Origin of the sequence: Ruminococcus sp. AM26-12LB, from assembly GCF_003480785.1 — a bacterium.
GTDB classification, from domain to species: Bacteria; Bacillota; Clostridia; order Lachnospirales; family Lachnospiraceae; genus Blautia_A; species Blautia_A fusiformis.
In genome coordinates, this window is record NZ_QUJX01000018.1 from 1 (window position 1) to 1607 (window position 1607).

1 protein-coding gene is annotated in these 1607 nt (G+C 41.9%); it reads left to right on the top strand.

Features of this window, described 5'->3' with window-relative positions:
- The first annotated feature begins 101 nt into the window (after positions 1 to 101).
- A complete protein-coding gene (locus tag DW694_RS13545) occupies positions 102 to 1427 on the top strand; it encodes an IS4 family transposase (RefSeq protein WP_175443014.1) in 1326 nt (441 codons plus the stop codon).
- Positions 1428 to 1607 lie beyond the last annotated feature (180 nt).

The following is a 1607-nucleotide window of genomic DNA, read 5'->3' on the forward strand; positions in this document are numbered from 1 at the left end:
CAATGCCATTTAGTTAGAACATAGTATTCCAAAAGATTGCAATGTATGGTAAAAAAGAATTATACATTGCAATCTTTTTTTATACAAAAGGAGGCTCGCTTATGAACTCTACTTTTGCTTCCAGTTATGAATTGCTCCTGTCTGCTATTTCTGAATTAGAACTTCAGAAGGATTCTTTTGTCCTTCACCCTGGCGTTGATTTTTCGAGAAAACGTAAGATTTCCTTTCGGGATACGATCCTCTCTCTTTTAACCATGCAGGGTGGCTCTCTTTCTACTACATCCCATGACTTTTTCCAGCACAGGTTTCCTGCTGATATCCCTTCTCTTTCCGCTATCCACCAGCAAAGGGCCAAGCTTCTTCCAGATGCCATGAGTTACCTGTTTTATCATTTTACACAGAAACTTCCGGCAGGACATACTTATGATGGATTTCAGCTCCTGGCTTGTGACGGATCTGATCTGAACATCTGTTATGACCCTGCGGACAAAGAAAGCTGTAAACCTTCCGGCAATGGAAAAAGAGGCTCCAACCAGCTCCATCTCCATGCGCTGTATGATCTTTGTAATAAAAGATACACAGATATACGGATCGAAAAGACAATGGTCAGCAATGAATCCCGTGCCCTGGTCCAGATGCTGGGAAATATCAGCACCCCTGCCAGAACGATCATACTGGCTGACCGGGGATATGAAACTTATCACGTTTTTGCCCATATCATGGCAAAAGGCCTGTCTTTTGTTATCCGTACAAAGGATATCTCCCGCAGGGGAGGGATCTCGTATGGTTTCCGGCTGCCTGACAGGGAACTGGACGAAGACCTGGATTTTTTTATCACACGGAGCACGGTACATTCAAAAAAAGATCCTGTCCACTATAAAAAACTTTCCCCAAGCTCCGTGTTTGATTTCCTAGATCTGGAAAAAGACGGAAAACAGGCAGTCTATCCTATGAGATTAAGAATGGTACGGTTTTTACTGGATACCGGTGGATACGAATGTATCGTTACGAATCTTGAAAGAGAAGCATTCCCTCCGTGGAGGATCAGGGAATTATACCATTTGAGATGGGGAATCGAAACATCATTCCGAAAATTAAAGTATAGCCTGGGGCTTTCCCAGCTTCATTCAAAAAAGGCGGGATACGTAGAACAGGAGATATACGCGCGCGTCATTCTGTATAATTTCTGTGAATCCGTTACCCCACATGTAAGTACTCATCAGAAAAAAACAAAATACGCTTACCAGGTGAACTTCACCATGGCTGTACATATCTGTAAAGCTTTCCTTCAAAAAAGCAGTCCTACGATCTCGCCTCATATCGAGACACTCCTGTTACGCTACCTGGTCCCGGTCAAGCCCGGCCGGAAATTTCCCCGTACCAAAAAGAGGAAAGGCTTTGTAAGCTTTGCATACCGAGTGTCCTAATATAAGAATACTATAACTTTTTTTGGATAAAAACACAAGTTATTTAAAGGATAAAAGTACGATTTCTACCCCAAAGGGGAAGTTTGCGTATTTTTTCCTCTCAAAGCACTCCAAATATCAAAACATTACAGAATGTAACATAAAGAATCATCTACAAAATGTTCTATCTAAATGGCATTG